Source organism: Aquirufa rosea (assembly GCF_004118285.1).
GTDB lineage: Bacteria > Bacteroidota > Bacteroidia > Cytophagales > Spirosomataceae > Aquirufa > Aquirufa rosea.
This window is the reverse complement of record NZ_SDHY01000002.1, coordinates 167,765-189,039: the sequence shown is the minus strand read 5'-3', so window position 1 is coordinate 189,039 and position 21,275 is coordinate 167,765. Positions and strand designations below refer to the sequence as shown.

21 protein-coding genes are annotated in these 21,275 nt (G+C 39.7%); 9 read left to right on the top strand and 12 right to left on the bottom strand.

Annotation, left to right across the window (positions count from 1 at the left end; translation table 11 throughout):
- Positions 1–18 precede the first annotated feature (18 nt).
- Both rpmB and ESB04_RS03840 read left to right on the top strand, forming a co-directional pair.
- The gene (gene rpmB, locus ESB04_RS03845) at positions 19–258 is read left to right on the top strand and encodes a 50S ribosomal protein L28 (RefSeq protein WP_129026402.1); all 240 of its coding nucleotides are present in this window, start codon (positions 19–21) and stop codon (positions 256–258) included.
- Positions 259–320: 62 nt separating this feature from the next.
- The gene (locus tag ESB04_RS03840; protein WP_129026401.1) at positions 321–1,424 is read left to right on the top strand and encodes a HesA/MoeB/ThiF family protein; all 1,104 of its coding nucleotides are present in this window, start codon (positions 321–323) and stop codon (positions 1,422–1,424) included.
- Here ESB04_RS03840 and rimO read toward each other — a convergent pair.
- Positions 1,421–2,746 (bottom strand): 30S ribosomal protein S12 methylthiotransferase RimO, encoded by a 1,326-nt coding sequence (rimO, locus tag ESB04_RS03835; RefSeq protein WP_129026400.1) that lies wholly within the window; start codon positions 2,744–2,746, stop codon positions 1,421–1,423. The two genes, ESB04_RS03840 and rimO, sit on opposite strands and share 4 nt — an antisense overlap.
- 143 nt (positions 2,747–2,889) lie before the next feature.
- Here rimO and ESB04_RS03830 point away from each other — a divergent pair, with 143 nt between their 5' ends.
- Positions 2,890–3,594, top strand: a complete 705-nt coding sequence (locus ESB04_RS03830; RefSeq protein WP_129026399.1) for a 3-keto-disaccharide hydrolase — start codon at positions 2,890–2,892, stop codon at positions 3,592–3,594.
- A gap of 205 nt (positions 3,595–3,799) precedes the next feature.
- Positions 3,800–4,687: a peptidase associated/transthyretin-like domain-containing protein gene (locus tag ESB04_RS03825; protein ID WP_129026398.1), complete on the top strand. Its 888-nt coding sequence runs from the start codon at positions 3,800–3,802 to the stop codon at positions 4,685–4,687.
- 162 nt (positions 4,688–4,849) lie between these two features.
- On the opposite strand, the gene ESB04_RS03820 is transcribed toward ESB04_RS03825, so the two are convergent.
- From ESB04_RS03820 to ESB04_RS03800, 5 genes are all read right to left on the bottom strand, one after another.
- Positions 4,850–6,142, bottom strand: a complete 1,293-nt coding sequence (locus ESB04_RS03820) for a type II toxin-antitoxin system HipA family toxin (protein WP_129026397.1) — start codon at positions 6,140–6,142, stop codon at positions 4,850–4,852.
- On the bottom strand, positions 6,136–6,483 hold the full coding sequence (locus tag ESB04_RS03815; protein WP_129026396.1) for a helix-turn-helix transcriptional regulator: 348 nt from the start codon (positions 6,481–6,483) through the stop codon (positions 6,136–6,138). Before ESB04_RS03815 ends, ESB04_RS03820 begins: the two co-directional genes overlap by 7 nt.
- A 486-nt stretch (positions 6,484–6,969) precedes the next feature.
- Positions 6,970–7,992, bottom strand: coding sequence for an SMP-30/gluconolactonase/LRE family protein (locus ESB04_RS03810; protein ID WP_129026395.1), 1,023 nt, complete (start codon positions 7,990–7,992; stop codon positions 6,970–6,972).
- Between the two features lie 56 nt (positions 7,993–8,048).
- On the bottom strand, positions 8,049–9,761 hold the full coding sequence (locus ESB04_RS03805; RefSeq protein ID WP_129026394.1) for a GMC oxidoreductase: 1,713 nt from the start codon (positions 9,759–9,761) through the stop codon (positions 8,049–8,051).
- A 24-nt stretch (positions 9,762–9,785) separates the two neighbouring features.
- Positions 9,786–10,355 carry a gluconate 2-dehydrogenase subunit 3 family protein gene (locus ESB04_RS03800; protein ID WP_129026665.1) on the bottom strand — a complete coding sequence of 190 codons (570 nt, stop codon included), beginning with the start codon at positions 10,353–10,355 and terminating at the stop codon, positions 9,786–9,788.
- Between the two features lie 165 nt (positions 10,356–10,520).
- Here ESB04_RS03800 and prmC point away from each other — a divergent pair, with 165 nt between their 5' ends.
- The 5 genes from prmC to lpcA all read left to right on the top strand — a co-directional run bounded on the left by prmC (position 10,521) and on the right by lpcA (position 13,883).
- A complete protein-coding gene (prmC, locus tag ESB04_RS03795; RefSeq protein ID WP_129026393.1) occupies positions 10,521–11,375 on the top strand; it encodes a peptide chain release factor N(5)-glutamine methyltransferase in 855 nt (284 codons plus the stop codon).
- A gap of 126 nt (positions 11,376–11,501) precedes the next feature.
- Positions 11,502–12,095, top strand: coding sequence for a LemA family protein (locus ESB04_RS03790; protein ID WP_129026392.1), 594 nt, complete (start codon positions 11,502–11,504; stop codon positions 12,093–12,095).
- A gap of 2 nt (positions 12,096–12,097) precedes the next feature.
- The gene (locus ESB04_RS03785; protein ID WP_129026391.1) at positions 12,098–12,523 is read left to right on the top strand and encodes a TPM domain-containing protein; all 426 of its coding nucleotides are present in this window, start codon (positions 12,098–12,100) and stop codon (positions 12,521–12,523) included.
- 10 nt (positions 12,524–12,533) lie between these two features.
- On the top strand, positions 12,534–13,283 hold the full coding sequence (locus tag ESB04_RS12640) for a TPM domain-containing protein (RefSeq protein ID WP_129026390.1): 750 nt from the start codon (positions 12,534–12,536) through the stop codon (positions 13,281–13,283).
- A 15-nt stretch (positions 13,284–13,298) separates the two neighbouring features.
- Entirely contained in the window at positions 13,299–13,883 is a 585-nt protein-coding gene (gene lpcA, locus ESB04_RS03775) for a D-sedoheptulose 7-phosphate isomerase (RefSeq protein ID WP_129026389.1), read from the top strand.
- Between the two features lie 81 nt (positions 13,884–13,964).
- On the opposite strand, the gene ftsA is transcribed toward lpcA, so the two are convergent.
- The 6 genes from ftsA to murD all read right to left on the bottom strand — a co-directional run bounded on the left by ftsA (position 13,965) and on the right by murD (position 21,144).
- On the bottom strand, positions 13,965–15,296 hold the full coding sequence (gene ftsA, locus ESB04_RS03770) for a cell division protein FtsA (protein ID WP_129026388.1): 1,332 nt from the start codon (positions 15,294–15,296) through the stop codon (positions 13,965–13,967).
- 66 nt (positions 15,297–15,362) lie between these two features.
- Positions 15,363–16,154, bottom strand: a complete 792-nt coding sequence (locus ESB04_RS03765; RefSeq protein WP_129026387.1) for a cell division protein FtsQ/DivIB — start codon at positions 16,152–16,154, stop codon at positions 15,363–15,365.
- Positions 16,155–16,166: 12 nt separating this feature from the next.
- Positions 16,167–17,543 carry a UDP-N-acetylmuramate--L-alanine ligase gene (gene murC, locus ESB04_RS03760; protein ID WP_129026386.1) on the bottom strand — a complete coding sequence of 459 codons (1,377 nt, stop codon included), beginning with the start codon at positions 17,541–17,543 and terminating at the stop codon, positions 16,167–16,169.
- Positions 17,533–18,645, bottom strand: coding sequence for an undecaprenyldiphospho-muramoylpentapeptide beta-N-acetylglucosaminyltransferase (murG, locus tag ESB04_RS03755; RefSeq protein ID WP_129026385.1), 1,113 nt, complete (start codon positions 18,643–18,645; stop codon positions 17,533–17,535). Before murG ends, murC begins: the two co-directional genes overlap by 11 nt.
- Positions 18,645–19,820 (bottom strand): FtsW/RodA/SpoVE family cell cycle protein, encoded by a 1,176-nt coding sequence (locus ESB04_RS03750; RefSeq protein ID WP_129026384.1) that lies wholly within the window; start codon positions 19,818–19,820, stop codon positions 18,645–18,647. The genes murG and ESB04_RS03750 overlap by 1 nt, the downstream gene beginning before the upstream one ends.
- Positions 19,810–21,144 (bottom strand): UDP-N-acetylmuramoyl-L-alanine--D-glutamate ligase, encoded by a 1,335-nt coding sequence (gene murD / locus ESB04_RS03745; RefSeq protein WP_129026383.1) that lies wholly within the window; start codon positions 21,142–21,144, stop codon positions 19,810–19,812. The genes ESB04_RS03750 and murD overlap by 11 nt, the downstream gene beginning before the upstream one ends.
- Positions 21,145–21,275 lie beyond the last annotated feature (131 nt).

Below are 21,275 nucleotides of genomic sequence, written 5' to 3'. Positions count from 1 at the left end.
ATTTAAAAGCAACATATTATGGCAAAGGTTTGTCAATTAACTGGAAAGAGAACTAGAGTAGGAAACAACGTTTCTCACGCAAACAATAAGACAAAACGTAAGTTTTTCCCAAATCTTCAAACTAAGAAATTCTTTTTAGAATCTGAAGGTGTTTGGGTACGTATGAAAGTAAGTGCTAAGGCGATTCGTACCATCAATAAGAATGGTTTCGAAAAGACTTTAATTGCATCTGCACGTAAAGGAACTTTATCACTATAGATTGTAAAATTTTTACGAAATTAGAGCCTCTTTGATAATCAAAGAGGCTTTTTTTGTAACCTATGTTGACATCAGAAGATTTCGTACGTTACCAAAAACAGCTTAAAATGGCTGATTGGGGTGAAGAGGAGCAGTTGAAACTGGCCAATGCCCAAGTTTTGGTCGTGGGTGCAGGAGGCTTGGCTAGCGGTGCTTTGCCCTATTTGGCAGCAGCTGGTGTAGGAAATTTGACTATTTTGGACGAGGATACCGTGGACTTGTCTAATTTGGGCCGACAAGTGATTTACCAACAAGCCGGGGTAGGAGAATTTAAAGCTATCCAAGCAGAGGCCTTTGTCAAGGCGCTAAATCCAAGTATTCAGGTACGAGGCATAGCGCAAAAATTGAACGAAGAAAATGCGGAGTCATTCATTCGGGCAGCGGATTTGGTTGTCGATTGTACGGATAATTTTAGCACGCGCTATTTAATCAATGATTATTGCGTAGCCTTAGGCAAGCCATTTATTTATGCCGCTATTCATACTTGGGAAGGCCATTTAAGTGTGTGCAACTTTTCCTTGAGCAGTGGAAAAAGGACTCCGACCTACCGTTGTTTTTATCCCAATGAACCTGGTCCCTATGAAATACCTACCTGCGATGAGGCAGGTGTATTAGGGTTTTTGCCCGGTATGTTAGGAATCATGCAGGCCAAAGAAGCCATTTTTGCTTTAGTAGGGATGGATTCACCCGCACAGGGGGCACTGATGACATGGGATGCCCAAGCTATGCGATCCTATTTTTTTAAATTAGAAAGAGACCCAAAGGCAGAACAAAAGATATTTCCTGCTGCTGCCGATAGTCAAGTAGTAAAAGAGTTAAGTCCAGAAGAAGTTTTTTATCGGTGGCAAAATGGACAAATTGATTATTTGTTGGACGTACGAGAACTAGATGAATGGGATTATGCCCGCATTGATGGTGCCATTCATATTCCCATGAATGAAATACCCGAAAAATTTTCCCTTTTGCCTAAAAGCTCTAGAGGTGTGGTGCTTTGTCACCATGGCATGCGCTCTGCCAGTGTCATTCTTTACCTACAGCAGGAACAAGGCTTTAAACATCTCGTAAATTTGTCGGGGGGAATTGACGCTTGGTCGAGGCGAATTAATCCCGATATTCCGCGCTACTAGGAAACAATGTTTCCATATAAGTCAAACTCCTCCGCACGTTCAATCTTTACCTGAACGAAGTCTCCTAAACGAGCGTATTGTTCAGCCGGAATCAGTACTTCATTGTCTACCTCTGGAGAGTCAAATTCGGTACGCCCCACAAAATAGCCACTTTCCTTACGGTCTATCATTACTTTGTAGGTTTTTCCAATTCGAGCTTGATTTAATTCTTCCGAAATCCCTTGTTGTAGCGCCATGATTTCATCGGAACGCTCCTGTTTTACCTCCTCCGGCACATCATCCTCTACCAAATAGGCATGCGTATTTTCTTCATGACTATAATTGAATATACCCAGTCGGTCGAATCGCATACGTTCAACAAAAGAATATGTTTCTTCAAAATCGGCATCTGTTTCTCCCGGATAACCAGAAATCAAGGTCGTTCTCAAAGCGATACCTGGAACTTTCTCGCGAATGGTTTCGATGAGGGCCTCCGTTTTTTCTCGCGTTATACCACGGCGCATACGTTTAAGTACAGCATCTGAACCACTTTGTAAAGGCATATCTAGGTATTTGCAGATATTTTCTCTTTCGGCCATGGTATCCAAAATTTCTACTGGAAAACCCGCAGGGTAGGCATATTGTAATCTTAACCATTCGATACCATTGACATCAGATAGTCTTTCCAATAATTCCTTTAATTTCCTTCCGCTGGCTCCGCCTGCTTCTTTGAAATCAAGACCATAGAATGTTAAATCTTGTGCAATCAGAATAAGCTCTTTAGTTCCTTTTTTTGCCAATGATTGGGCTTCTTTCACCAATTCTTCCATCGGACGTGAGACATGTTTTCCACGCATTAAAGGAATAGCACAAAAAGAGCAAGGACGGTCACATCCTTCGGCAATTTTAAGGTAGGCATAATGGGCAGGAGTGGTCAGTAATCGCTCACCTACCAGTTCATGTTTATAATCTGCCTTTAAAGCCTTCAGTAAACGCGGTAACTCGTTGGTTCCAAAGAAGGAATCGACTAATGGAATTTCCTTTTCCAAATCATCTTTATACCGATGAGAAAGACAGCCAGTTACATATAGTTTGTCTATTTTACCAGCTTCTTTGGCATCCGCATAGCGTAGAATCGTATCAATGGATTCCTGTTTGGCATTGTCGATAAAGCCACAAGTATTGATTACTACGATGTTGGCTTTGTCTTTTTTTGCTTCATGAGTTACTTCCAGGCCATTTCCCTTCAGTTGGGTAAATAGCACTTCAGAATCCACCAGGTTTTTTGAGCAGCCTAGCGTGACGATATTGATGGAAGGTTTGGCAACAACTTTAGTTTTCATGAAGCATGATTAAATGAACTTGCAATTTACGAAGAAAGAATGAATCCTCGATTTTTAGCTTTTTTGTGTAATTTTTTCTTTTCGGGATACAAATTTTAGATTCTTTTTATAGTATTGCAGTTCACAAAATGTACAATTTAATTATGAGAAAATTTATTTTAGTTTGCTCTTTGATGGCAACCAGCTTACTGACTTTGGCTCAGAAAGCTAATACATTGACTAGCAAGGAGAAAAAAGAAGGGTATAAGCTTTTGTTTGATGGTACTTCATTAAAAGGATGGCATGCTTATAATAAACCAGGCACCGTAGGAACTTCATGGTCCGTGAGCAATGGAGAGATTGGTTTTGATGTAACTAAAAAGGATGGAGGAGATTTGACTACCGATGAGGAGTTTGAAAACTATGATTTTTCGGTGGATTGGAAGATTTCTCCTAAAGGAAATAGTGGTATTATTTTCAATGTAACGGAAGATCCCAAATACCACAGCTCGTACAATACAGGTCCAGAGATGCAGGTGTTGGACAGTGACGGACACCCAGATGGAAAGATTTTCAATCACCGTGCGGGGGATTTATATGATTTGATTCATTCTTCTAAAGAGACTGCAAAACCAGTAGGAGAGTGGAATACAGCACGTATTGTGAATAATCGTGGTTTATTACAGTTGTACTTAAATGGTGAGAAAGTTGTAGAAACTCGTTATGATGATGAAAATTGGAAAAAGATGATTGCAGGTTCTAAGTTTAAGAATATGCCAGGCTTTGGTGTGAACATGAAAGGACGTATCTGTCTTCAAGATCATGGCAACCCAGTTTGGTTTAGAAATATTAAGATTAAGAAATTGTAATTGAAATAGATTGATTGATAGGCCTGAGAGAGATCTCAGGTCTTTTTTTTGGGCTTATGTATCCTTTGAATCTGTCTTCGACATGGAATATGTTGAACAGCGGGTTATCAATTTGTTGATCATATCATGGAATAGAGTTTTTTTGAGAAAACGCAAGATTATTTTGTATGATTTGCTTCAATTTTGGGATTTCTCACTGAATCCTATGAGGATTAACGAACCAAGAGGGTATAGGCTTTATGTTGTTTTATTTCTGACAAGTTTCTGCCTACAAGCTCAGAGTTATCACATTCAATTGCTTAGTAAGACAGACAGTTCCGCTGTTCCATTTGCATCAGTATTGTTTGAAAGTAGAAAAACGGGTTTTCATTCAGATGAATTCGGTAGATTCAGCTTGAAATCTAATCAATTGATCGATACCATCAAGATTCGTTCCATTGGTTTTCAGGATACTTTATTAATCGTAGATAAATCGAAAGTCAAGGGTGAATTATTGATTTATTTAGCAGTCCAATCCATCATATTACCTGAGTTTCGGATATTTTCTGATAATAAACCATATACTAGCAAGAAACCTAAAAAAGTAGGTGCATTGCAGCAATGGGGTGGGGTTGGGTCTCAATATGGGCTACTCTTGGATGATGAAAAATTGATGGGTCGTAAAATGCTCAAAGCTCATTTTTATTTGGCACATGGGGGGAATCCAAGATATCCCTTTCGGATCAGGATATATTCCATCAAACAAGGTGAGCTAGATAAAGAGTTAAGTCAAGAAAGTGTCATTGTTCGAGCCCTCCATATGGGCTGGAACGAATTTGATATTAGTCAATACGATATTTATGTTCCAGAAGGAGGATGCCTTTTAGCGATGGAATGGCTAAACTTTGAAAATGTTTTACCGGCTGAATTAATTCAGACAAAAGGTAAATATCCAGGTCAAGTTCTAGGTATGGGGTACTTTGGGAATCGTTATTTGGGTTTTGTTAAAGATGATTTTAGTGCTTGGCATTATAATCGAGATTATCTTCAAAGGTACCCGTTACCTGAAAAAAGTAAATTTATGAATCCCATGATTCGTTTAACGGTGAAATAATGTCCTCATAATTACGCAGTTATTGATTTGCTAACACAGATAATCTTTTATTTGCTTTGATAATTGTTTAGGCAGTTTTTTGTTATTATGGGAGGTGGGATTCCAAATCCATTTAATCTGATTTCGAAATAGCATATGTTGAACAGCGGGATGAACTACCTGTCAAATACTATTCAGGATCCCATTTATTTTATCTCGTTGCATGGGATTAACTTGGGCCATTTCAGCAAATTCGTTCCATTTTTTTACCGATTGGTGAATTTGATCAATAATGCCTTTGGCTTGTTTTATGTTCATGGATTTTGCCACAATTTCCAAATCATGTTTCTTTATTTCATCTCTTTTTCCATTGACGCTCAGTGCATGTTGGCTCACCCATTGGCTGTCTGGTCGGTAGGCAAAGCAAACATCATAGGCAGGACTTAATTCCCAGTGGCTATCCTTTTGCAGTCGGAAAGCAAAGTTTTTAGTATGATCATCACAATTTTTGGCCAATACATTGAGCACCATACGTCTAAAGAGTTGCTCCGCTGCTGGATAAGGTAAACGTAGTTGCCTCATGGTTTGGAAGAGTTGCTCGTAACTAAAGCTGGTGATTTGGTTGAAATCGACATGCTGCATCGCACAAAACGTTTGAATATGATACTTTTCATTTCCTTTCCCTCGATCAAATCTCTTGGTCATAAAATGAGCTCGTCCATGTTCTTCCATTAATTTGGACTCCATCATGTCCACTCCACAGGCTTTCGCTAGGTAGTAATAAGCCATTTCGATACGACCATAGCCTGTACTTTCACCAAATTGCACATCACTCACCGTATCGAGTTTAATTAACCAATGCTCAAAACCTGTCGGTGCCATACTTTGGCCTGATTTTACTTGGCCGGTTTTCGGATGATAGGCGATGATGGCCTTGGGTCTAGCCCCTCCAGCGGATGTTCCAATTTTCAGAATATCCATCATGGCTTTTTCCTCATCTTGATTTAAGTTGGTTTCAAAGCCTTCTTTTTTATAGCCTATTTTCTTAATAGTTTTCAGTAAACTGTCTATTTCAATATCATTAGTGCCTTTCATGTGGGCATATTGACTAGGTTCAAATTCCAAAGCTCCCATACCTCTTGCTCCAATAAAGCATAGCAACTCCACAGGATTCATGCTATTTTCTGCTCGCCCGTGCTGAGCAAGCCAACTGTTGATTAATTGATTTCCATAATCATCCGGTAAGACATCCGCCAATAGTCCTGGTAAGCCTTTAAATGTTTTTGAACCTCTTAACTCAGGAAAGGAGAATATGCGACCCTTGCTTGATGCTATGGGCATTTTAATAGGAGATAAATTCCATTTTTTTTCTAAGAATTTGGGGGAATATTCAAAATCCGCGATTCCTTCCTCCGCATTCCATGCCACAGCACCCACGGTTTCATTCCATATTTTGATAATAGCTGTAGTTACCATGATGAATCGCTTTGAAGTGGTTTATTTATGGGACTGCGTGCCCTTTGCTTTTTCTTTTTAGCTAGTTTAGCTAATAGCAATGGACTGATTTTTTCTTTTGTTGAAAATATGTCCAATAAATGCAATATGTCTAACGCCCGCATGATTTGAATCAAGGATACCAAGGAAATAGCTTCTCCCTTTTCAATTTGTGTTACGGTCCATCGGTTCAATCCCGCCTCTAGGGCTAATTGAGCCTGCGTTTTATTGATTTCTAGTCGTTTTTGCTTTACGTAAGCACCTATGGATTCTAGGATGGCTTGATCGCTTTTATTTGACCAATTTATGTTGGTATTTTCCATCTTAATATTGAATATATGTATATAAAGTTGGTTTATGCCAACAAATATAATCATAAATTTATTAAAAGTTGATGAGTAGTTTATTATGTTTGTATAAACCAACTTTATGATAAATATATCAATATAATGTTGGTATTTACTATCAATAAACTGATAATTTAAAAACAATAGATAGAAAAGACTTGATAAATCTCCCAAGCCTATTTTATATGAATTTACAGGCAGTTAAAGTAGCTATTTGACATGTACTAAAAGGCATGTCGAATTGATGATGAATGATAAACATCTTCAATTCGCTATCATAAAAATAAGGGCAGATATATTTTACAATTTAGTGGGCTTATAAATCCATTGAATCTGATTTCGAAATAGCATATGTCGAACAGGGGATTTAAAAAAGGCTTGAGATACATCTCAAGCCTATCATTTATAATCTACAATTTATAATTTACCATTTACCATTTACCATTTAATTTTCAACATCTCCTACCAGCCCATCCCCTTGGTTTTCGTTCTTACACGTAACAAGTTCATATCTGCTGTGATAAATAGGGTGGACCCGTCTTCGCCAAAAGCCACGTTGGCCGTTGCACTGCCCGCTTCAATTCTTCCTAATAATTTACCTGCTGGACTGATGATCAAAACACCACCAGGACCTGTGGCCCATAAATTGCCCTCTTTGTCAACTTTGAAACCATCCGGAGCTCCTCTCCATCCATTTTTTGCTAGTTCAGCCCCATCAAAAAATACTTTCCCTTCTCCTAAATTACCATCTTTGTCTACTGGGAATGCCTTCCAAATCAGACCTTTCGGGTCAGATTGGCCTACATACAAGATTTTTTCGTCTGGACTGAAGGCCAAACCATTCGGACGTGTCATGTCTTTGACTTGTAGGCTTAACTCCCCCTTTTTGTTCAATCGGTAAACTCCTTGAAAAGGTAATTCTTTGGCAGGCTCATCTTTACCTCTACCTGGCAAGCCATAGGGCGGGTCAGTAAAATAATAGTCACCTGAACTGTGTTGTACCAAATCATTGGGGCTGTTTAGTTTTTTACCTTCAAATAAATGAGCTAATGTTTTCTTTTTGGCGGGATTATCCAAAGGCATTTCGGCTATTCTACGATCTCCATGCTCACATGAAACCAAATTGCCTTTTTTATTGATGATCAAGCCATTGGCCCCTGGTTCTTCCGAATATGGCACTGTTCCTGTATAGCCAGAGGGTTTTAAAAATACCTCTACCTCTTTTCCTGGAGCCCATTTATGAATGACATTTTCTGGTACATCGGAAAACAACAGGTAATTCCCTTTTTTTACCCAAACAGGCCCTTCTGACCAAGTATAACCTGTTCCTAAAATTTCGATAGGACTATTCACATCTAATAATTTATCCAAAGCTGGATCCAGTCGATGTATCTTTCCAATAGTTGGATAACTTTTTTCCTGTGCGTTCATACTATAAAGACTGCTTACTAAGCATAAAAAGAGGTAAAAGGTGTATTTTTTCATGGTCATGAGAAAAAAAATGTGGGCTGGTAGGCCCACATTTCATGGAGAAAATCAACTTATAAATTACGTTTCTTCAATTCCTTCACGGCAAAATCGGCAGCACGGGCTGTTAAAGCCATGTAGGTTAAGGAAGGATTGACACATGAAGCAGAAGTCATACAAGCTCCATCCGTCACAAATACGTTTTTCACCGCATGAACTTGATTGTTTCCATTCAATACCGAAGTTTTTGGATCACGACCCATGCGTGCTGTTCCCATTTCATGGATAGCCATACCCGGATATGAACCGTTGTCATAGGCTCTCACGTTTTTCAAACCAGCACTTTCTAACATCTCGCGGGCATCTTCCATGATGTCTTTACGCATTTTCTTCTCGTTTTCCTTGAATTCTGCGTCAAATACCACCACCGGTAAACCCCACTTATCTTTGGTGTTTGGATCTAAATACATCTTGTTTTCGTGGTAAGGTAATGTCTCACCGAAACCACTCAAAGCCATCATCCATGGTCCTGGTTTGGTCATAGACTCTTTGTAATCAATACCAAAGTTCAAATCACCCACACCACGGTTCCAACCTTGACGGGAGCCGCTTCCCTGATAGCCAAATCCACGTACATAATCACGTTTATCATTTCCGATATTGCGGTAACGTGGGATGTAAATACCGTTGGCACGGCGACCAATGTAATATTTGTCTTCATCACCCTCCCATACACCACTAGCACCAATTTTAAAGTGATGGTCCATCAAATTGTGACCTAACTCGCCAGAATCATTTCCCAATCCATTCGCGAAGCGGCGGGATTTAGAGTTTAGTAAAAGGGCTGTGGTACTTACAGTTGAACCGCAAACAAAAATGATTTTTGCATAATATTCACGAACATCCTTGGTTACTGTATCAATTACACGTACCCCTTTAGCTCTTTGTTTTTGTTCGTCATATAAAATTTCTGAAACTAAAGAATCAGGACGAAGTGTCATTAAGCCAGTTTTAGCTGCTGGAGGTAGGGTACAGGACTGTGAACTAAAGTAAGCGCCATAGGGACATCCCAAACGGCACTTGTTGCGATACTGGCAAGCACTACGTCCAATGCCTAATTGGGCTTGTTTGGCTTCTGATAAGTTTGCCACACGACCAATCGTCATATGGCGACCAGGGAAGTTTTTCTCAATACGCTTTCTAACTTCTTTCTCTACGCAATACATGTCCATTGGCTTCAAGAACTCCGAGTCAGGTAACTGTGGTAAGCCCAAAGCCTCTCCAGAAATACCTACATGTTTTTCTACGTAGGAATACCAAGGAGCAATATCCTTGTAACGAATAGGCCAATCTACCCCAATTCCTTCTTTTAAATTGGCTTCAAAGTCAATATCACTTAAGCGATAAGTTTGACGTCCCCACATGATGGATTTTCCTCCCACGATATTCGGACGAAACCAATCGAATCTCTTTTCCTCTTTGTACATGGAATCGGAATCATTGAACCAATAGGTTTCCGTCATCTCGTTGTAAGGATAATCACGGGCTAATTTCGGGTGAGTAGCCTTTTGTTCATTGGTCAATAAACCATTGTATTTAAAGTCCCATGGGTCTTTGTAACTAGGTGTGTATCCCGTCACGTGCTCCATTTGTCTACCTCGGTCTAGCACCAGGACACGTAAGCCTTTTTCTGTTAATTCTTTGGCAGCATACCCGCCAGAAACTCCAGAACCTACGATGATGGCATCGTAAGTTTGATTTTTTATTGAATCTATGTTTAAGTTCATTTTATGCTTGTCTTGACATGAAAATTAAAGAGCCCAAGTTTTTTGGCCTGGAGCTAATGGCATACATCCGTCGAATTTGCCAGGAATTGGTAAATACTCCAAGGCTTTGGTCGCACCAATTTCGGAAGTAAAATAACCGGTAGTGGTTAATTCTTTCATCATAAAAAAGAATGGAGTTGGGGCTTTCTTACCACGATTAGCTGTTCTTTCTGCATCTGATTCTAGCATAATGCCAGTAAGAATATCTTTCTTTTCTACAGCATTAGCTTGAGTAAAAGACTTGCCAGTTTTCGCTTGGCAATTTGCTTCTAATTTCGCTAAACCCGCATAAAAATGCTCTTGGTCTTCTTTTGGATAGCAATCACGTACCACTCGTACAATGAATTTTTCAACACCCGCTGCTTTAGCACCCGGTGTTGAACTGCTTGGAATAATAACGTCAGCCACTTCTGCCAATAAGGACTCTTGTTCTGCCGTTACTTGGACAAATGCGCCGTGGTTTAACTTTTCTCCACGCAGTCCAGCCATGGCAGGAGCAGATACAACACCCCCCATTAGCATGACCACTCGCTGTACAGCTTCTCTACGGTTTATGTTCATAATCAATTTGTTTTATTAGGATTCAAGGTAATTCATTGAAATAGTTCAATTTTTTCCATACTGATTTCAAATATATACAATTATCGCAAAAATACTAGTCGGTATTAGTGGCCATTTCTAAAAAAAATATTGCGTAAATTGGGGCTAGAACTTACTAATATGCCCGTTTTAGCTGCAGATTTAGTCCGACAAGTGCAGGTTCGCATTCAAGGATTATATTCTCCCCAAGAAGCAGAATCAATCGCCTATTTTTTCGTGGAAATGTCCACGGGAGCTTCTCGCATGGATTGCCTGCTGGGGAAGGAAGTAGAGCCCGTGGAGGATTGGGAAAGTTCATTGGGCCGCTTGGCAGAAAATGAACCTGTTCAATATGTGCTGGGTAAGTCATGGTTTCGAGATCGAATATTTTATTTGAATCGGCATACCCTAATTCCTAGACCAGAAACAGAAGAATTGGTGGATTTGGCACTCGACAAATTGACTACCTTGAATCCACCTTATCGTGTCTTGGATGTGGGAACCGGATCAGGTTGTATTGCTATTTCATTGGCGAAGGAGGCCGCTCAGGCGAATGTTTCGGCTTGGGAGATTTCTCCTGATGCAAAGGCACAGGCGGAAGAGAATGCAAATAGGTTAGGTGCTCAAGTTCAGTTTGAGTTGCAAGATGTGTTTCAGTGGTCTCATAGAAATAGTTCAGAGCCTTGGGATATGATTGTTTCCAACCCTCCATACGTTAAACTTTCCGAAGCAGCTAGCATGGAAAACCATGTCAAGTCCTTTGAACCAGGTTTAGCCCTCTTTGTGCCAGATGCAAATCCGCTTATTTTTTATCATGTCTTAGAACGCATGGCTACTAAGCATTTGAATATTGGGGGTTGGCTAATTGTAGAAATTAATCAATTATTTGGTGCAGAAACAGCAGCATTATTTGATAATGAGCGGTGGAAAAATGTGGAATTGAAACAAGATTTTCATGGCAAAGACCGTTTTTTGATGGCTCAAAAAGCTTTTTAACCCCACTTAAATTCTTTTGTCAGTTAAATGGAACATTTATCCTTGAAAAAGCATTTTAATGGAAATTTGCAGAGGACAGATGTTAAATTGTATACCTTTGTAAGGCAAAAATAAATACTATCAACAATGAACAGAAAACTTTGGATTGCTTTGGGCGTAATTGCTCTTGTGATTTTTTGGGGAGTAGGCGTGCGTAATGGTTTAGCCACTAGTGACCAGGATGTAAAAAGTTCTTGGGCCAATGTACAATCAGCTTATCAGCGTCGTGCGGATTTAATCCCTAATCTAGTCAAGACCGTACAGGGAGTAGCTAATTTTGAGAAGTCAACCTTAACTGCGGTGATTGAAGCTCGTGCAAGTGCCACGCAAATGAAATTAGATGCGAAGGATTTAAGTCCTGAAAATATGCAGAAATATCAGGCAGCTCAATCTTCCTTAAGTGGAGCTTTGTCACGTTTGATGGTAGTTGCAGAAAATTATCCACAGTTGAAGGCTACTGAGAATTTCTCTGAATTGCAGGCTCAGTTGGAAGGAACAGAAAACCGCATAAAAGAAGAAAGAGATCGTTTTAATGCTTCAGTGAAAGCTTATAATAGCCAAGTAGTAACTTTCCCTAATAATTTAATTGCTTCTTTCTCTGGATTTACTGAGAAAGGCTTTTTCCAAGCTGAGGCTGGAGCGGAAAAGGCACCTGAAGTTAATTTTGACGAAAAGAAATAGGTATGCACGTTAGCCAGGATCAGCAAGCTGAGATTATCAAAGCAATCAAGCAAGCAGAGTTGCATACATCTGGTGAGATACGTGTACATATAGAAAGTCATTGTGAAGGGCACCCGATCGAGCGATCGAAGGTGCTCTTTTTTCAACTAGGCATGAACCAAACTGACCTTCAAAATGGGGTCTTAGTTTACTTAGCTATTAAGGACCGTAAGTATGCCATCATTGGTGATAAAGGAATCGATGCCCGAGTAAATCCTGAATTTTGGGAAACGATTCGAGACGAAATGAGGCCTTATTTGGCTAAAAATGAAATAGGCGCAGGACTTGCTTGGGGAGTTCGTCGCATTGGCGAAGTGCTTACTCAGTATTTTCCTTACCAAAAAGACGATATCAATGAGCTCACGGATGAGTTGTCCTTTGGGGCTTAACCTGTTGCGTATGGTGATAGTATCCATTGCCTTTTTAGGCATATGGATTCCTAATACTCTAGCTCAATCCGGCATTCCGGATAAGCCGAACGGTTATGTGGTGGATTTGTCCAATAAATTAAGTCCAGAGGAAAAGCAAAATTTAGAACAGAAATTGAGGGGATATGCCGACAGCACGTCTACTCAATTAGAAGTGGTCATCGTACCCAATACAGGGCAAATTGATCCTTATGATTATGCCATGGAAATTGGTAAATCATGGGGAGTTGGTCAAAAAGGGAAAAATAATGGCTTGGTTTTGTTGATTACTTCAGAAACCAGGAAAATTAGGATTGTCACTGGACGGGGCTTGGAATCTGTCTTACCAGATGCCATTTGCAAGCGAATCATTAACCGCATTTTAAAGCCAGCGCTCAAACAGGGTGATTACTATGGTGGAATTAATGCGGCTACCTCAGAAATGATGCAGAGAGCCAGCGGTACCTTTCAATCAGACGGAGAAGGAGATTCATCTGAAGGAATACCTTTGGTTTTTGTAATTTTGCTTATACTCATTGTAATTACCATCATTAGGGCAATTATCAATAGGGGAGGTGGATCTGGTCCAGGCTCACGTGGTGGAGGTATGTTTTTCCCGCCTATTTTTATGGGAGGAGGAAATGATGGACGCGGATTTGGTGGAGGTAGCGGTGGCGGATTTGATTTTGGTGGTTTTGGTGGAGGTGATTTCGGTGGGGGTGGTGCAGGTGGAGATTTTTAATTGAATTATACAAACATGGTACAGCAAATCATACAAAACTCTTTAGTTGAGTCGCATTCGGTACTAGACCGTTTCATGAATAATCCTAAACAAATTCAAGCAGTTGAAGCGGCTGCTCAATTGTTAGTTGGGGCTTTGAAAAATGGTCACAAAATCATTTCCTGTGGTAATGGAGGCAGTCATTGCGATGCCATGCATTTTGCGGAGGAACTCTCAGGAAGATATCGTGAAAATCGTCCAGCATTAGCTGCGATGGCTATTTCTGATCCTTCTCACATCACTTGTGTGAGTAATGATTTTGGCTATAATTATGTATTTTCTCGCTTTTTAGAGGGCTTAGGTCAAGAGGATGATGTGCTAGTAGGAATTTCAACTAGTGGAAATTCAGCTAGTATTATTGAAGCCGTACGCGCAGCAAGGGAGAAAGGGATGAAAGTGATTTTATTAACAGGAAAAGATGGAGGTAAATTGGCAGATACTGGCGATGTTGAGATTCGTGTGGAGCATGATGGTTTTGCGGACCGTATTCAGGAAATTCACATTAAAGTTATTCATATCATGATTCAATTGGTAGAGTTTCACCTCTTTGGTAGAGTTTAGCCTTAATGTATGGTATCAACAAAAAATCCGAGGAATCACCTTCCTCGGATTTTTTTTTATGTTTAAATAGGAGCGAAGGTATTAGTATTCGCCTTCTGCTTCATTACTACCCATGAGTACATCTACTACTCGGGTGAAAATTTTCTTAATACCTGGTTTGTCTTTGTTATTTCCTTGGTTTATTTCAGCACCCGTCTGGCTAATGATAGTTGTAGCTTCCGCTTCCTCAGATAAAATGGCTTCGTTCAATTGTTCATAATACACTTGAATCAGACCAATAGCTGTAGCGTATGAAGGGTCAAGAATCTCTTCTGATACTTGGGAGTTCTGAACTACCATAGGTACTCCTACACGACATTCTAAATCGGTAACTTTTTGGAAAAGTTCGGCTATGTCGGGTAGTTGAGCACCTCCACCACATAAAACAATTCCACTCTTAAAGGATTGCGGATCGCCAACTTGACTCACCTCAGCAATGATTTTTGCTGCTAATTCTTTTAAGCGCTCTTCTAAAATGATGGCTAGATTCTTAACGGAAACAGGAGTAGGTTTACGTCCAGCGATGCCTGGAATCATAACCACTTCATTGATGTCAATTAACTTACTGATAGCCGAGCCAAAGGTGGTTTTCAATGCCTCAGCATTTTCATAGGATACGTTTAATCCTATTCGAATATCTTCCGTTAAACGATCGCCTCCCCAATTTAAGACTAAGGATTTTACCAAACCTCTGTTTTGATACATGCTAATTTCAGTGGTACCGCTTCCAATATCCACCAAGATAACACCCTCTTCTTTTTCTTCTGAACTTAAAACGGCAGTAGATGCAGCCACTGGGCTAAAATACACATTGCCTTTTTTGATATGCTCAGATTCGGCGGCTAATAAGCATTGAACCAGCAAACCATATTTGTCAGGGTTGGCGGTGATGATCATTAATTCAGCCTGAATCTTTTGACCTACTTGACCCACAGGATCATTGGTTGTAGGTAAATTATCTACCTTAAACCCAATTGGCAGCGTGTGCAATAAGATGGGGTTTTTTTCTAAGATAGGTTTTTTGGCATCTTCGATTAGGGCCTGAATTTCTTGTACAGAAACGGCTTCTCGAGGATTTTTTCTGATTTTAGTACTAGTATATGGCTGAACATTAATGTGACTCCCTGATAAATTGGAGGAAAAATAATAATTAGTGTTTTTCCCGTCTAATGCTCCCGATATCTTTTTGATGGCCTCAGAAATAGCCAATGAAGTTTTGTTGATATTAACAATTTCTCCTTGTAAAATATGACCTGTTGTATTGGCTTTACCAGAGGCAATAATCTCTAATTTGCCTGAGTTATTTTGTCTACCTGCAACTGCTCTGACAAAAGAGCTACCAATGTCTAATCCGATAATTAAATCGTTCCGCATAATTTGTTATTGAAGATTACTCTAGCTCACAAGGAACCCATAAAGTTTTAAAAATAGCTATTTTGACTAATAATCGCAAATAACCTGATTCTTATATTTTAGGCGTACCCAGCTATAGGTATTCCACCCTTTATTAGGGATAATTTTTTTATAAAAGAGGGCCAATTTTTTGAATTTCGTGGGAATGTTGATGGGTAAACCAAAATCAACTTTTGTGATACCAATTGTTGGAATAAGAACCACTCCTCCATCTTCTGCCACTTCCAATTGGGAAATTTGTGCCCGCCAAAATTCGTTGTTATTGATGTATTCAAATAGCTCGATGAGGTGTTTTCCTTTGGAATCACTCAAGTTTTTACGGTTATTTTTGAAGAACGGACCTGAAACAACCAGTATTCTAGGAGTAAATAGCGGACTTGTTCCAATAAATTTCCCGTCTTGGGTGACATATTGGTCATTTTGATTGGATTCGCCTAAGGTGTTGCGAAGTATGCGTGCGATTGGGCTATACTCCTTCACAGAAATGATGATTTTTCCTGAAAAGTCATAGTGTGCTTCACAGGATTTAACCAATGGAATACGTTTAACCCGTTCTTCCATATGGTGCAAGGAAATATTTTGAAGGTATTTGCCCGTGTAATAGCGAGTACCTTGCTCGGTAACCACGTTGTTAATATCCTTTTTACCAAGCAAAGGTCTTTCATTTTCAGAATCGAGCTTAACCACGATGCCTGTGCACTTAATATCATTATAGGCTAAATCCGAATAAATGACAGCGGCAATGGCCAATGCTAACAAGATGATTAAGCTAATTAATCGTTTGACTAGGGCCCACCTACTTGCATTCATTAACGCCATTTTTTGAAATATTTATTGTAATGCAGCTTTTAAATCTGTCAATAGAAGATCAATATCTCCTGCCCCCATGGTGACAAGCAAAGCAGGTTTTTCCTTTTTAATGGCTTCTACCAATCCTTCTTTACTAATGCACTGCTTCTGCTTTAAATTAATTTTATCTAGTAATTTTTCAGAACTAACCCCTGGAATAGGTAGTTCTCTGGCTGGATAAATGTCCAACAAATATAATTCATCTGCCAAAGACAGACTTTGAGCAAAATCATTTAAAAAATCCCGGGTACGTGAGAATAGGTGTGGTTGAAATATCGCCACAATTTTTTCATCTGGATAAAGAGCTTTGACAGATTTTAAACAGGCTGCAATTTCTGTTGGATGATGGGCATAGTCATCAATCATGACATGCTCTGGGGTCTCTAAATGATATTCAAATCTCCTTTTAACTCCTTTGAAACTGGCTATTCCAGCTTTAATTTCTTCACCGCTCAATCCCACCTGTCGGGCCAATGCTGCCGCTGCCAAGGCGTTTTCAATGTTGTGAAAGCCAGGGATTCGCATGGGAATATCTTTGATTTCTCCTTCCGGATATAGCATATCAAAGACCATTCGATGTTCTTCAATACGGATATTAACTGCTTGATAATCACCTGATTCAATTCCAAATGTAGCCTTACGGTGTTTGGAAGCTAGGTTTAAACCATCCTTTTGAATAAAGAATCCGTCGGATTGAATTTGACTGACAAATAATTGAAATGATTCCACGACTTGTTCTGAGGCTCCATAGATATCTAAATGATCCGCATCCGTAGAAGTAACCACCGCTGCATATGGGTGAAGCGTTAAAAATGAGCGATCATATTCATCTGCTTCTACCACACAAATGATATTTTCCTTATCCTTATTGGGGATATAATTGGTGCCATAGTTCTGTGTAATACCTCCCAAAAATGCTGTGACATTCTTTTGAGCATGAATCAATAAATGCGTCAAAAGAGAAGAGGTAGTTGTTTTTCCATGTGTTCCTGCCACCGCTAATGTCGGGATTTGCTGAGTAATCCATCCCAAAATTTCTGATCTTTTATAAAGAGGAATTCCCTGATTTAGCAAGTAATTTTTCTCCGCGTGATTGGCAGGTATAGCTGGGGTATAGATGAATAAACTATGTGCTGTATCAGCTAGAATGACTTTTGGAATACAGTCAATATCATCTTCATAGTGGATTTGCATTCCCTCCTGACTTAGTGTTTTTGTCAGTGGGCTTTCCGTTTTATCGTAACCGAAGACAGGGAAACCATTGTGTAGAAACCATCGGGCTATAGCCGACATACCTATTCCCCCGATTCCCAGGAAATACACATATTTTAAATCTTTTAGCTGGATATTACTTTTCATGAATATGAACGATGTCTAATATATGTTGGGCAATATCATGGGCTGCCTTAGGTTTTGCCAAGGCCTTACTATTATTTTCTAATTGAGTAATGAGCTCATAATTACTTATACTATCAATTGCTTGTTTGACCAAAGAGTTTTTTGCCTCGGAGTCTTTAACTAGTAAAGCCGCCTGTTGAGCCACTAGACTTTGAGCATTTTGGGTTTGATGATCTTCTGCGGCACTAGGAAGAGGAACTAATATACTGGCTTTCCCAACCAAGCATATTTCAGAGACAGAAAGAGCTCCTGCACGGGAAATGACCAAATCTGCTGCGGCATAAGCTAAATCCATTTCATAGATAAAGGCAGAAACATAGGCAGAAAGCTCTTCACATTTGCTCACGGAATCTAGCGCTTCATTTTCAAATGGAATTCCTGTTTGCCAAATGATTTGTATACCAGCATGGGCCAAGGATTCAAGTCCAGCTTGAATGGCCAAATTAATGGTCCTAGATCCTTGGCTACCCCCAATGATGAGGATAATAGGTTTGCCTGCTTGTAGCTTAAAATGCTTGATGGCCAGTTCTTTTTTACCTGACGGGTCAATCAAATCTTTACGCACAGGATTCCCCAAATACAGTATTTTATTTGCAGGAAAAAACTTTTCCATATGGGGATAGGCTACAAAAATACGCTGAGCTTTAGAGCTCAAAAATTTGTTGGTAATTCCTGCAAAGGAATTTTGCTCCTGAATTACGAAAGGAATTCCTTTGATCCAAGCTGCGATTAACATAGGGCCAGAAGCATATCCTCCCACGCCAATAGCCATATCAGGTTTGAATTCGCGTAAAATAGAAAATGCCTGAGAGAGACTTTTGAATAATTTGAAAGGGAAAAGCAGGTTTTTCATCATATGTTGACGATTTATCCCTACGATGGGTAAACCCACAATCTGGAAACCAGCTTTGGGTACCTTTTCCATTTCCATTTTACCTTCGGCCCCCACAAAAAGAAATTCACAATTGGGTTCAATTTCTAGGATAGCCGAGGCGATAGCAATAGCTGGGTAGATATGTCCACCGGTACCACCTCCTGAAATGATAATTCTTTTTGCTCTCACTAAATAATCGTTTTTAAATCTTTAGTCTCTTGGTCTTTATCCCTACTTACTGAAAGTACCAGACCGATACTGATTGCCGTAAAAATTAATGATGTACCTCCGGCAGATACCATAGGCATTGGTTGACCCGTGACAGGACCTGCTCCCACGGCTACCAACATATTGATAAATGCCTGAAATACGATGGAAAAGGTAAGGCCTGCCGACAATAATCCTCCAAAGGGTTTACCGCTATGCCGGACTGCATTAGCCCCTCGATACATCAACCAAAGAAACAATATGGGAATGAAAATAGCTACCACAATTCCATACTCCTCCACGATGATGGCATACACAAAATCTGATTCAGCTTGGGATAAGAAATAACGTTGCTGACTCCGACCAGGTCCTTTAGGACTTAATGCCCCAGTAGCTATAGCATAATAGCTTCGATAGAGTTGATAGTCTTCGTCTTTTTTATCCACAGATTTGCCCTCTTTTTTTCCTACACGATTACTGAAGTTAGCAATCCTAGCCTTAACCGTTTTAGCCCTTTGTCCAATTTCCAAGGTAACGACTAAGCTAGCTAATATGGCTACAGAAGCTATAATATATCCAATCTGCTTAAATGGTACCCTTCCAAAAATCATTAGGATGATACTCGTCAAAAATATCAAAATACTGGTGGAGAAGTTCGAAAGCATGATGAGGAAACAAGTAATTCCGATTTTGATTAATAACCAAAGGAAAAACTGCCAATTATAGGCATCGGGGTTGGATTGTCGAGTGGAAAAATCCTTAGCCAAACTACCAATCAAGCATAATTTTGCCATATCAGAGGGCATGAAGGAGATTGGGCCTATTTCTAACCAGCGACTAGCACCACCCTTACTTTCCCCAAAAATAAAGGCGATTAAAATGAGAACCCAAGAAAATAATAAGGCAATGTGGCTGTATTGGGCAAATTTTAAATAGTTCTGTCGAGAAAACCAAGACATCAAAATAAAGGATATACCCAAAATAGCCAAGGACTTGACAAAACTGAAAATAGGATCCATTGGGTTCATCATGACCATTCTTCCTTTAGCAGAAAATTGAATGAGCAATCCAAAAGCATTTAATACAAATACGATAAACCATATTTGGTAATCACCGGCTAATTTGGACTTGATGAATTCCGTGATTTTATTCTCCATCTTGTAGCAATTTTACCATGGCTTTAAATTGATTTCCTCGGTCTTCATAGTTTTTGAATAAATCAAAACTTGCACAGGCAGGCGATAATAAGACTACATCACCAGCTTGAGCCCAATCTATACTTTTTTGTACAGCTAGTTGTAGATTGTCTGTAGAAAATATTTGTGGACAAATATTTCCGAAGTGGGACTCTAATTTTTTATTGTCGGTGCCCAGACAAATCATCCCTTTTACCTTGGATTTGATTAGTTCATCCAGGACTTCATATTCATTACCTTTATCGACTCCCCCAATCAATAAGATGATGGGCTGTTGGAAGCTATTTAAGGCATAATAGACGGCATCCACATTGGTAGCTTTGGAATCATTGATAAATTGCACTCCATTCCAAGTTCCACAAGGTTCTAGTCGGTGAGGCGCATTCTGAAAAGTCTTTAATGCTTGGTAAATATCAGCCAGCTGAATGCCGACTGATTCTGCTGCCAAGATAGCCGCCGACATGTTGATGGCATTATGAGGTCCTTTTAAGGGGGCATCCTCTAAAGCCAAATGGAATTGGGAACGCCCTATTAACTGATTGTTTTGGATCAGCATTTCGGCATTGGCATCGCTGAAACTAATGGTCTTTAGCTGAGCATGCTTAGGCAGAGCCTGGGCATGTGACATTAAAACGGGATCCTCAGACCAGTAAATGCAAGTTTGAGGAGCGCCGGCATTTTGAAAAATCCGAAATTTAGATTGAATATAATTCTCGAATTGATACTCGTAGCGATCTAAATGATCAGGGGTGATATTCAATAATACGGCCACATCAGGAGAAAATTTAAAGCAGCGGTCGAGTTGAAAACTGGATATTTCCAGCACATAATATTCATGCTGGTTTTCCATGACTTGCTTGGCAAAACTTTGACCAATATTCCCTGCTAAGCCTACTTTTAGCCCAGCTTCTTTCAGGAGGTGATAGGTTAAAAGGGTAGTGGTGGTTTTGCCATTACTTCCGGTTATCGCAATGATTTTAGCATTCGTGTAGCGAGAAGCAAATTCAATTTCAGAAACCAAGGAGATGTTTTTTTGCTTGATTTCCTTGACGATGGGGCTTTTCTCAGGTATACCTGGACTGATGATAATTTCCTGAGCTTCGAGTATTTGGCTCAGTGTATGTGTTCCCTGTTCAAATGAAATGCCCGCATCCACTAAGTTTTGTTGGTACTCTGGTTTTAATTGACCTTGGTCAGACAAAAAAACTTCGAAACCTTGGTGCTTGGCTAGTAGGGCAGCGCCTACGCCACTTTCACCTCCGCCTAGGATTACGATTTTCGACATTCGTTAATAAAGAAAGGGAAATGGTTGATATAAACTATCTACAAGTTAGAAAATGTCTGTGATTAATGAAAATACGAAATTACGACTTTCTTAAAAATTAGAAATTATGTGTCACGTGGAATAAATTATCA

What these genes read in the sequence shown, in the direction of transcription:
- rpmB (WP_129026402.1), top strand. Translation starts at nt 19, where the DNA reads ATGGCAAAGGTTTGTCAATTAACTGGAAAGAGAACTAGAGTAGGAAAC.
- ESB04_RS03765 (WP_129026387.1), bottom strand. Translation starts at nt 16,154, where the DNA reads ATGGCGTTAATGAATGCAAGTAGGTGGGCCCTAGTCAAACGATTAATT.
- rimO (WP_129026400.1), bottom strand. Translation starts at nt 2,746, where the DNA reads ATGAAAACTAAAGTTGTTGCCAAACCTTCCATCAATATCGTCACGCTA.
- ESB04_RS03815 (WP_129026396.1), bottom strand. Translation starts at nt 6,483, where the DNA reads ATGGAAAATACCAACATAAATTGGTCAAATAAAAGCGATCAAGCCATC.
- ESB04_RS03810 (WP_129026395.1), bottom strand. Translation starts at nt 7,992, where the DNA reads ATGAAAAAATACACCTTTTACCTCTTTTTATGCTTAGTAAGCAGTCTT.
- ESB04_RS03805 (WP_129026394.1), bottom strand. Translation starts at nt 9,761, where the DNA reads ATGAACTTAAACATAGATTCAATAAAAAATCAAACTTACGATGCCATC.
- ESB04_RS03825 (WP_129026398.1), top strand. Translation starts at nt 3,800, where the DNA reads ATGAGGATTAACGAACCAAGAGGGTATAGGCTTTATGTTGTTTTATTT.
- ESB04_RS03820 (WP_129026397.1), bottom strand. Translation starts at nt 6,142, where the DNA reads ATGGTAACTACAGCTATTATCAAAATATGGAATGAAACCGTGGGTGCT.
- murC (WP_129026386.1), bottom strand. Translation starts at nt 17,543, where the DNA reads ATGAAAAGTAATATCCAGCTAAAAGATTTAAAATATGTGTATTTCCTG.
- ESB04_RS03830 (WP_129026399.1), top strand. Translation starts at nt 2,890, where the DNA reads ATGAGAAAATTTATTTTAGTTTGCTCTTTGATGGCAACCAGCTTACTG.
- ESB04_RS03785 (WP_129026391.1), top strand. Translation starts at nt 12,098, where the DNA reads ATGCACGTTAGCCAGGATCAGCAAGCTGAGATTATCAAAGCAATCAAG.
- ESB04_RS03750 (WP_129026384.1), bottom strand. Translation starts at nt 19,820, where the DNA reads ATGGAGAATAAAATCACGGAATTCATCAAGTCCAAATTAGCCGGTGAT.
- ESB04_RS12640 (WP_129026390.1), top strand. Translation starts at nt 12,534, where the DNA reads ATGGTGATAGTATCCATTGCCTTTTTAGGCATATGGATTCCTAATACT.
- ESB04_RS03790 (WP_129026392.1), top strand. Translation starts at nt 11,502, where the DNA reads ATGAACAGAAAACTTTGGATTGCTTTGGGCGTAATTGCTCTTGTGATT.
- ESB04_RS03840 (WP_129026401.1), top strand. Translation starts at nt 321, where the DNA reads ATGTTGACATCAGAAGATTTCGTACGTTACCAAAAACAGCTTAAAATG.
- prmC (WP_129026393.1), top strand. Translation starts at nt 10,521, where the DNA reads ATGCCCGTTTTAGCTGCAGATTTAGTCCGACAAGTGCAGGTTCGCATT.
- lpcA (WP_129026389.1), top strand. Translation starts at nt 13,299, where the DNA reads ATGGTACAGCAAATCATACAAAACTCTTTAGTTGAGTCGCATTCGGTA.
- ftsA (WP_129026388.1), bottom strand. Translation starts at nt 15,296, where the DNA reads ATGCGGAACGATTTAATTATCGGATTAGACATTGGTAGCTCTTTTGTC.
- murD (WP_129026383.1), bottom strand. Translation starts at nt 21,144, where the DNA reads ATGTCGAAAATCGTAATCCTAGGCGGAGGTGAAAGTGGCGTAGGCGCT.